The following is an 8,897-nucleotide window of genomic DNA, read 5'->3' as shown; positions in this document are numbered from 1 at the left end:
AGCAGTCCCATTTTCAGGGCCGCTTCGCGCCCCAGCGGGAGCAAGCTCCCTCGCCACAGATCACTCATCGCTCGTTCTTTCTATTTACTGGCTAGTGCCCCTACGGTGCCGGTGCCGGTTCTGGCTCGTTGGTTACCCGCAGCAATCCCCAAAGCCCGGCGGTATTGCCGTAGGCGCCGTAGTCGCGGAACAGGTAGTCGCCCGGTATTGCGTTGCTGCCCCCGGCGCTCGGGTGCATGAAGCTGAAGTGCGCCGCCGGCAGGATGCTTTCACGCGCGCCGATGTACATCGACATCGGGTTGTAGCCGAACCGCACCGACCCCACCCCTGGCGTAGCCATCGGATAACCGCCGGTATCGCTCTTCTCCGACTGGAACGGGTTGACCGACCAGACGTGCCCGTCCAGTTGGAAGGTCGTGCCGCGACTGCCACCGGTCGGCATCAGGATGTGGGTGCGGAACGGTTGTCCCGGTTTCACATACAGCACCGGTGTCTGAGGATCGCCCCCGATAAGCGCATTGCTGTAGGCCATATGCGCGTTCGGCACGTCACCGTAACCGGCACCGTTGGCATGCCCGAACGGTGCATCCGGCGCCAACCCGAAGCGGAACCAGATCGGCTCGGCCTTGTAGTTGATGGCCATGCTCGAGTTGTCCTGTGGATCGGTCGGCACACCAAAGCCTTCGGCGGCAATGCCTTCCACCGGCCGACCGTTGGCCCAGCGGATGTTCAACGCTTTCTGCCAGACCATCGCAAAGTCGCGGTAAGTGGTCTGCCCTGGCGCCGTGACCGTTGCGTTGGTTTTACGCGCATCCTCAACCCAGGTTGCGCCGATCGGCAGGATGGTCATCGCCCCACCCAAGCCTTTCTGCGGTTGTTTGATGAGGTCCGCCGGCGTGATATTCAGTCCGCCGAACTCCACCGCCGTGGCGTTGATGTTGTCGACACTGCGGCCCAGTTGCGAGATCGGCTTGCCTTCACGCTCCAGGTGCCCGGCGTAGTACTGATAAGTACGCGTCGGGTACGCGCCGCTGTTGCCGATGCGCGGTGGCACGGTCTGGGTCGGGTTGGCGCCGACGTTGGTGCCATCGGATTTGGTGATGTCATACGCCAGCAGTTGCGCATGCAGGCCAACGTGGCTCGACGGCCGCAGCAGGTTGTTGGTGAAGATGGTCGAGCCCTGGCCATTGTTGCGATCGCGCTTGACCAGCCCTTGCATCACGGCAGTCTGGGTCAGGTCGGGCATGACCACGGGCAAGCGGTTTTCCAGCGTGACGTTGATGCAGTCACCCGCCGCTGCGCGCAATACCAGCGGTTCCACCGGTACACCTGGTTTCATTTTTCCGGTGACCGGATCGAGGTCGGATTTGCGCACGTACAGGATCGCAGTCGGATCATGCAACGGGCCGCTTTGACCGCCGATGGTGATGGTTTCGCCATCTTCAGGATCGACCACGGTGACCTGAGGGATATTGACCGGCCGCGAGTTGAACACCAGGGTGCCACCCGCCGGATTCAACGGCCCACCCACGTGTTGCCCGATACCGGCCGGATCGCCGATGGTCAAGTTCAACGGATTGCGCAGGATGTCGTTGGCCAGCGCCGCAACCACTTCATAGTTGCGTTGCACGGTCGGCCGGGTGCCGATGCCGTTCGGGTTGGCGCTGTACCGTGGGCAGGAGCCATCGAATGCCACGGTATTGCGCATACCCATCGGCTTGGGGTTGTTTGGCACGGCGAACAGATCGCTGCGCTGGGTCGTGTAGTTGCGCATCACGCCCCAGATACCGTTCCAGTAACCTTCAATCGAAGCGTCCATCGAGTACAGGTAATCCCCCGTGGTCGCCGCCGAACTGGACAGCATCGAGACCGGCGCGTTGAAGCCCATCTGCTCGGAGATACCGACCATCTGCGACGAGCGCCAGCCGGAGTTGGAGCTGTTGCCGAAGCCAGAACCGCTTTGCAGCCATTTCACGCCGTGCAGGGTCACGTTGTGCTCTTCTTCGTGACCGCCGGCATGCACCCGCAGCCGCACATTGTCACCGGTGTAAGTGCGCAACATTGGCGTGAACGGGTCACCCGGTTCCGCGCCGCCACGGTTGACGTGTGGCGGGAACAGCGTGGTGCCGCCGGTTGGCCCCGTGGCTGCGGTGACCAGGTTCGGTGCCAGGTTCATCGCCGGGATGGCGCGGTCGGTACGGCTTTGCATGGCATACGCCAGGTCGCCGCCGAGGCCGTCGGCCTGCATGCCGCGCTTGCCGTCCGGGCCGACCTTGTTCGGGTCGTACACCCGCAAGGCCAGCGGTTCGTTGCGGTAGTTGACGACGAACATGCCAGGGTCATCGACCGAGATCGCCTGTGGGCATGGCCGAGTTGGACAACCCGGCACCATGCCGCCCTGCACTTCAATGATGCCGTCGAGCAAGGTGCTGGCGTTGTTGCGTACCGGCGGATTGATCGCGTAGCGGAAGCTGTCCGCGGTGGCCGGGAAGGCTTGCGGATTAGGCACGCCGTTAGGCCCGGCGCCCACATACACCCCGGCTTCATAGGCGTGCTGGAAGTCGCTGTATTCGAGGAAGAACTCACGGAAGCTGTCGTTCTTGCCGTCGCCGTCGATGTCCCCGGTCGACACCACCGCCTGCCACGAAGTCGGCCCGCCGTCTTGGCGTGCGCCGCTGTACAACGGCTCGCCGGTTTCGGCGTGGAACCAGGTGGAGCCAGCTGGCTCAGCCAATACGGTGGCGTACAGGCCAATCTGTTGGTGAGTCGATGGGCCCAGGTGGTCGTGGGTAAAAATGGTCCCCAGGCCACGGTCGACACCTTTGGCGTTCACCACCGGATCGACGAACCAGCGTTGCATTGCCGTGCGCGCCCCTACCCAATCCGCCCGGCCAAACTGACCGAAGTATGGGTGATTCTTGGCTTTCGGGCAGGCCGGCGTGCCGTCACGTGGATCGGTGCCGGTGCATTGGTTGAACTCGCGAATGGCGTGGATGCGTTCTTGCACGGCCCCCGGGGAAAGCACGCCGTCTTCGTAGTTCCAGCCGTTGGCCGAACCGTCAGCTGCCGTCAGGTCCCATTTGGGCAGGTGAATGTGCTGGCCGATCACGTCGGTCGGCGTGCGTACCTGATAGTCGTCCATCTCATAGGTGGCCGGCACCAGGTTGGTTTGCTGGTATTGCACGCAGTCGAAAGTGTTCATGCGCATCACCAGCGGCTCTGGCGGACGCTGTTTGGTGATGACCGGCCAGGCGTCTTCCCACAAGGCCAGAATGCGCGCTTGCGGGAAGTGGTAGCCGACCTTGTTGTACACCGCGTCGAACTGGATGTTCGCCGCTTTGTAGACCCGTGGACGGTCCGCGGTGAAGGTCGAGGAGCCGGTGTAGGACATGCCGTCGATGCGTTCACCGCTGGCAAACTCGCCAGTGCCGGCGCTGCTGGTCAGGCGTTTTTGCCGGTCGTCCATGCACGGTTCGTAGTAAGGCGCGCCGGCAATCGGCAAGGCACCGTTGGTGCGGAAGGCCTTCGCCACGATTTGATTGCCGGGAAGCAAGGCAAAGCTCGGGTGGTCCTTTTTGGCGTGGAAGGCCATGGCCGCCTGTTCGACTTCGGTGCCCTCTTCCGGCATGTAGATGGGTTTGGCGCGGGTCACTTCCTTGGAGAAATCCAGCGACGTGGTAATGGTATGCGCCACGCCACCGGCGGAGAAACCGTCCAGGGAATGCCGCCCCAGGCCGCCGTCCCAACCACCGGACGAAGCCGGGTCGAGGTTGGCCCACAGGGCGTTGCCGCTGGTTTTCAAGGACTGGGCCTTGGCCGCGTCGAGCATGTCCAGCGGTGGAGTCGGTGGGCGTTGGCCGACCGAGGTTTCCATGCCGCCAATCCAGAACGGATAGCCAGGGTTTTTCAGGCTGCCGTCAGCATTGCGGTTGGCTTCGCTGCGATCCACCAGGGCCAGGGAACCGATGGCCTGAGCGCCGCCACTGCCGCTGTTATGTTCGCCGTCGTCACCTTCTTCATCATCGTCGTCATCACCACCGGCGACCAGGGTCTCGCCGATTTTCGGCACCACCGCGACCTTGCCTGGCATAGGCGCCATGGCTTTGCCCGGCAGCGGCACTACCGCAGGAATCGGGGTCCCGGCAACGATTTCGCCATCGGGCAAGGCCCGGGCGCCCGCCGCCGGTTTGCCACTGCGCAATGCGTAGGGTTCGCTGTGGTAACCGTCGGTGCCTTGTTGGGAGACTTCGAGTTTGGTGCCTTCTTCAAACACGTCGTGTACTCGCCACATGCTCCACATGCCTTGGGCGAAGTGCGGGTAGAAGTGGCAGTGGTAGATCGCATCACCCGCGACACGGTTGCGGTTACCCGAACCGCCGTTGGCGATTTCATAGGTGTAGCCGGCGCCCGGGCCGATGCCCTGGGCATCCACATAGTCGGAGTTGTCGTCATTGGGGTTGAACAACCACTGATGGCCGTGCAGGTGGAAGATGTGCTGCTCGTGGCCATTGTGGGTGTTGCGGAATTTGATGAAGTCACCGATGTAGCTGTGGTTGACGTTGGACGGCTCGGACGGGTACAGCGCCATGGTCGCCTTGACCCCGATCTGATCAGCGCGCGGAACCTGCCCGGGAAGAATGCCTTCCAGGCCAGCGTTGGCCGGCACGTCCACCAGCATCGCCACGTCGCCGACGGTGTGCGAACTGAGGAAAAACTCTTCATAGGCGCAGGACAGGCAATCGTGCATCGGCCCGACGCCCAAACGGTTCGCCACCACCTCGGCGCCCATGCCGCCGGAGCCATAGTTGATCATGAACGAGTCGCGGGTCGGCTCCAGCACGTGGGCCATGACCGGGTCTGCCCAATAAGCGGGGAATGCCTGGGTCGCGGCGGTTTCATCCTGGAACTGCGAGGCGAAATCGCGGAACGGTTCCAGCCGGTTCGGAATCGCCGGGTTGCGTTTACCGATGGCTTCCAGCGGATAGGTCGACGGCGGGAAGCTGCCGTCGGCGTTGCTGCCCATCACGATCGCGTCGCTTTCGCTGGAGATGATTTCATTGCCGTCGACCATGTTGATGATCGGTGTGCCGGCCTTGCCTTCACGGAGCCACGGTTCGCGTTGCGGGTAGCGCGCCTGGTAATCGACGATCGGTTGACCGGCCGGGGTGCGGCCGCTGCTGGCCAGGCGCATCTCTTCTTCGGTCAAGGTGTTGCGATAGCTGCGCCCGCCTTTGGGCACGACGACTACCTGGCCGAACAGACCGTTGGCAACGTTGCCAGCATCACCTTCACCACCGAAGGTCGCACCACGGCTGCTGGCGGCGAATGCGCCCTCGCGTTCGGCGAACAAGGTGTAGGAACGGGTGCCGCCGGGGGCGACCAGCGAATTGCCGTTGCGCCCGGTGTACGAGGCGATGTCATCGATGCTGTTGACCGCTTGCATGCCGTTGACCTGGAAGCCGACGTGGCGGTCGGTGACCTGCTCATCGACTTTGAACTGCTCAACGTTACCGACTTCGACTTCCCCCTCAACCCCATCCTCGCCGTTTTCGTGGCTGCCGGGGTTGGCCTGGTAAGCCAGAAGGTTGTGCAGGTTGATCGTCAGGCAGTCACCGGCGGCCACCCGCAACACCAAGGGGCGCGGACGCTTGTCGGGCCGCAGCGAGACTTTGCCCGGCACGGCCGCGCCGCCCTGGGCCAGGGACACATTATGATCGTCGACCACGTCACGGCGCAGGGCGAACATCATGCCGTTGACGTTTTGCGCGCCGAGGCGATTGAACATCAGCGGCTGATCCAGCGCCACGACGTTCGCCACCAGATTGCGCTCGCAGCGCAGGGCCGCTTCGGCCAGCTCGATGCCGAACATCGACGCCACCATCAGCGCAAATTTAAACAAGGACGAAGCGTAGGGTATGCCGGTCATGATCACGGGCCTCGCTGTGGGTGCGCACAGGGAATAATTCTCGACAAATCCCCTTGAGCAATCCGCATGCCATAAAAAATTCAGTTATTTTTCAGTTAGTTGAAGCAATCACTTAATAACTCGGGGGATATCCCCCACTTATTCCCCACTTTTTCGGCCCAGTCCTTGTTGCCCCACTATTGGGGGCCGTTCCCCACACTCGCCAATCACAGCGGTGCGTCCATGGCCAGGCCCTGCAAGCGCCGGTACTGACGCAAGACACTGGGCACATAACGCTGGGTTTCAGCGAACGGCGGGATCACCCCGCCACGGCTCAGCACCGCTTGTGGCCCGGCGTTGTAGGCCGCCACGGCGAGGGTGATGTCGTTGTCAAACAGGGTCAGCAGGCGCTTGAGGTATTTGGCACCGCCCTGGATGTTGGCCTTGGGGTCATAGACGTTTTTCACCCCCATCTCCCGGGCGGTATCGGGCATCAATTGCATCAGCCCTCCGGCGCCTTTGGGGGACGTCGCATCCGAGTTGTAGCGGGACTCTTCGCGGATGACGGCGTGCAACAACGCGGCCGGCAATTCATTGGCCGTGGCGGCCGCCGACACCAGCTCTGCATAAGGTTGCCTGGCAATCATCTGGGGCTGCTGATCAAGACCGACCAGCGTGGATTGGGGCTCGTGAATGACCCGTTCATAGGTGCGGCCGGGACGGTGAACATTGGACAGCACGTAGCTGCCCTTGGCGTCCACGGAAACGAACACATCGGCCTGTGCGACGCTCGTCAGCAGCAAGCAGCCGAGCAGTCCTGTGGTGAGTGTTTTCATTAGTTTGCCTCCCCTGCCCGGCCCCGAAAAATGGGGGTAATGCCCCAATGGCCGGTAGTAAACAAGCCATACGCAAGCACTGTGCCGAAAGCGCAAAGGCCCGCAATACAGGGGTTGTAGAAGAATGACTGGGGGTGAGCATGGCAATTGCATACGCCTTCAAGGCGACTCTTCTGCCGACTGTGTGAGGTCATCATGAATCAGCGTTTGCGTTCCGCCCCGCGTACTCAAAGCGGGTTCACCCTGCTCGAACTGTTGGTGGTGCTGGTGGTGCTGGGGCTGTTGGCCGGCATCGTCGCGCCGAAGTATTTCGCCCAACTGGGCCGCTCCGAAGTGAAGGTGGCCAAGGCACAAATCGAAGGCCTGGGCAAAGCGCTGGACCTGTACCGTCTGGAGGTCGGTCATTACCCGTCGACCGAACAGGGTTTGCAGGCGCTGGTCACTGCGCCAAGCGATGAAACCAAATGGACCGGTCCTTATTTGCAGAAAAAACTGCCGCAGGATCCGTGGGGCCGTAACTACAACTACCGCTACCCAGGCGAAAACGGCGAATACGATCTGCTGTCCATGGGCAAGGACGGTCAACCCGGCGGCGAAGGCGAAAACGCCGAAGTCACCAGCTGGCAATGACGGGGGTCGCGACCATGCGCTTTCATCTCAAGGCAGTGGGCAAGGCCGGCGTGGTCTCGATGACCGTAGAGGCCCAAGGGGACAGCGAAGCCCGGCGCATCGTCGAAGACCAGGGCTTGCGGGTGGTCAGCCTGCACGTCGAGCGGCACTGGCGCGCGTTGCGTTTGCAGAAGCGCGAGACCTTCAACCTGGTGTTGTTCAGCCAGGAACTGACCACCTTACTCAACGCCGGTCTGCCGTTAATCGATGCGCTGGAAAGCCTGGCGGAAAAAGAGAACGCGCCACAGGCCCGTAAAACCTTGAGCGAACTGGTGCGCCTGCTTTATGAAGGCAAATCGTTCTCCCAGGCATTGGCCCAGCTGTCGGCGGTGTTCCCTCCGCTCTACGTGGCGCTAGTGCAATCCAGCGAGAAGACCGGCGCCGTGGGCGATGCCCTGGGCCGTTATGTCAGTTATCGCCAGCGCATGGACGAGGTTCGGCAAAAAATCGTCAGTGCCTCGATCTACCCCCTGCTGTTGCTGGTAGTGGGCGGTGGCGTGGTGTTGTTCCTGATGGGTTACGTGGTGCCGCGCTTCAGCCTGGTGTTCGAAGGACTGGGGTCGAATCTGCCGTGGCTGTCGCAGGTGCTGATGAGCTGCGGCATGTTCCTGCACGCCCACCAGGGTGAATTCTTCGGCGCATTGGCGGCAATCATCGTCGCCCTCGGCTTTCTTCAGCGACAACCGGCCTTTCGTCGGGGCGTCGACCGTGTAATCGAAAAACTCCCGGCGGTCCACCAACGCATCTTCATGTACGAACTGGCCCGCTTCTATCGCTCCCTGGGAATTCTGTTGCAGGGCGGCATCCCCCTCGTCACCGCGATGGGCATGGTTCGCGGCTTGCTCACCCCCGCCTCCCGCGTGCGCCTGGACCAGGCCTGCGAACGGGTACGCGAGGGGCAATCACTGTCGGCTGCACTGGAACTCAATCACCTGGTGACCCCGGTGTCCCTGCGCTTGCTTAGAGCGGGTGAACAATCCGGCAACCTCGGCCAGATGATGGAGCGCAGCGCTGACTTCTACGACGAAGAAATCAGCCGCTGGATCGAATGGTTCGTGCGGCTGTTCGAACCCTTGCTCATGACCTTCATCGGCCTGCTGATCGGGGTCATCGTGATCCTGATGTACATCCCGATCTTCGAGCTGGCCTCGAGTATTCACTGACCCTCTGGAGCAGGGTCGCGTTGTACCGTTCATCGTTCATCCACATTGCAACTGAATTAATCAGCGCGCTGCGGTGTTCTCCCATTGAATCGAGCAGCAAGTTGCATTGTTCATCAACGTTCCAACCTGAGTAACAAGACGGAGAACGACATGCACATCAACAAGCTTTTACTTGCAGTAGCTATTGGCGCAGTTCTGTCGGCGTCTACCGTATTGATTCCGGACAGCTTGTCCGGGGTATCGAGTGCCCAGGCCAAGGATGGTGGTAGTGGCGGCGGCGGATCAGGCGGCGGTGGGGGTGGTTCCGGCGGTGGCGGCAATGGC

At 62.0% G+C, this 8,897-nt stretch carries 4 protein-coding genes; 2 read left to right on the top strand and 2 right to left on the bottom strand.

Annotated elements, in window-relative coordinates:
* Positions 1-100 precede the first annotated feature (100 nt).
* Together mnxG and K0F88_RS29255 are read right to left on the bottom strand one after the other, a co-directional pair.
* Positions 101-5,926 (bottom strand): manganese-oxidizing multicopper oxidase MnxG, encoded by a 5,826-nt coding sequence (gene mnxG, locus K0F88_RS29260; RefSeq protein WP_094471705.1) that lies wholly within the window; start codon positions 5,924-5,926, stop codon positions 101-103.
* A gap of 206 nt (positions 5,927-6,132) precedes the next feature.
* Positions 6,133-6,741, bottom strand: coding sequence for a lytic transglycosylase domain-containing protein (locus K0F88_RS29255; protein WP_094471704.1), 609 nt, complete (start codon positions 6,739-6,741; stop codon positions 6,133-6,135).
* 195 nt (positions 6,742-6,936) lie between these two features.
* Between K0F88_RS29255 and gspG the strand changes: the two genes are divergently transcribed.
* Together gspG and K0F88_RS29245 are read left to right on the top strand one after the other, a co-directional pair.
* On the top strand, positions 6,937-7,371 hold the full coding sequence (gene gspG, locus K0F88_RS29250; RefSeq protein WP_094471703.1) for a type II secretion system major pseudopilin GspG: 435 nt from the start codon (positions 6,937-6,939) through the stop codon (positions 7,369-7,371).
* A gap of 14 nt (positions 7,372-7,385) precedes the next feature.
* A complete protein-coding gene (locus K0F88_RS29245) occupies positions 7,386-8,573 on the top strand; it encodes a type II secretion system F family protein (RefSeq protein ID WP_094471766.1) in 1,188 nt (395 codons plus the stop codon).
* Positions 8,574-8,897 lie beyond the last annotated feature (324 nt).

The sequence above is a fragment of the Pseudomonas sp. UMAB-40 genome (genome assembly GCF_900095275.1).
GTDB lineage: Bacteria > Pseudomonadota > Gammaproteobacteria > Pseudomonadales > Pseudomonadaceae > Aquipseudomonas > Aquipseudomonas mandelii_B.
Note: the sequence above shows the minus strand (reverse complement) of the source record. Positions and strands in the feature narration are given on the sequence as shown.